Origin of the sequence: Acidisphaera rubrifaciens HS-AP3 (assembly GCF_000964365.1) — a bacterium.
Taxonomy (GTDB): domain Bacteria; phylum Pseudomonadota; class Alphaproteobacteria; order Acetobacterales; family Acetobacteraceae; genus Acidisphaera; species Acidisphaera rubrifaciens.
Genome location: NZ_BANB01000243.1, coordinates 1 through 1031, shown reverse-complemented (window position 1 = coordinate 1031; position 1031 = coordinate 1). Strand labels below are relative to the sequence as shown.

Below are 1031 nucleotides of genomic sequence, written 5' to 3'. Positions count from 1 at the left end.
TCAGCCGGCTGCCCCTGGCCGGCGGCTGGACCGCGGGACGCGAGATGCCGGCGCCGGAGGGCGAGACGTTCTTTGCCCGCCACGCCCGCATGCAGCGGCACGGCAAGGCGTGAGCCTCATGCCGGAGACGCGACGCGATACCGTGCTGAACGCGATACGCCGGGGACTGCGCCGCGGCCCGCTGCCGGAGGATCAGGCCGGGATGCTCCGCGCGCGCCTCGCGCATCCGCCGCGGCACCTCATTCCGGCGCGCTCACGCCTGCCTCATGCCGGCCAGGTCGCGCTGTTCGCCCGCAACCTGGAAGCCACGTTCGGCAGCGTGGCCTTCGTCGATCATCCGGCCGACGTGCCGGCGGCGGTCGCCGACTATCTCTCGGCACAGAACCTGCCCGCCGAACTGGCGGTCTCGCCCCATCCGGAGATCACGGGCCTGCCCTGGGCATCGCGTCCGCTGCTGAGCCTGCGGGTCGGCCGGGCCGAGGCGAGCGATGCCGTGTCCGTGCAGCACGGCTTCGCCGGCATCGCGGAGACCGGGACCCTCATGCTGCCGTCCGGCCCCGACCGGCCGACCACGCTGAACCTGCTGCCGGATACGGAGATCGTGGTCCTGGCGGCCGGGCGCATCGTCGGCGCCTATGAGGAGGCGTGGGACCTGCTGCGTGCGGCCGGTCCGATGCCGCGCAACGTGATGCTGGTCACCGGCCCGTCGCGGTCCGCCGACATCGAGCAGACGCTGGAGCTGGGCGCGCACGGGCCGCGCCGTCTGCATGTCGTCATCGTGGGCGAGGCGACGGCGGCCGATGGCGGGACGGAGGCGGCCTGACCCCGCCGCGTCGCCCGCGCCTGACCGAGGAAGACCGCGCCATCTGGGCCGCCTATGTCCGGGATATCCGGCGGCTGCGTGAGGCCGCGGCACCGGCGGCGCCGGTCGAGGCGGTGGCTGCTCCCGGGCCGGACCAGCCTCCGGCCGCCATCACCGTCATGCCGGGTCGCCCTGCCCGTCCCGCCACGTCCGGCCCGCCCGCGGCGCC

1 protein-coding gene is annotated in these 1031 nt (G+C 75.2%); it reads left to right on the top strand.

Annotated elements, in window-relative coordinates; translation table 11 throughout:
• Positions 1-118 precede the first annotated feature (118 nt).
• Positions 119-823: a LutC/YkgG family protein gene (locus B8460_RS08440; RefSeq protein ID WP_048861149.1), complete on the top strand. Its 705-nt coding sequence runs from the start codon at positions 119-121 to the stop codon at positions 821-823.
• Positions 824-1031: the final 208 nt, after the last annotated feature.

Coding starts and splice junctions, on each gene's coding strand:
- B8460_RS08440 (WP_048861149.1), top strand. CDS start 119: ATGCCGGAGACGCGACGCGATACCGTGCTGAACGCGATACGCCGGGGA.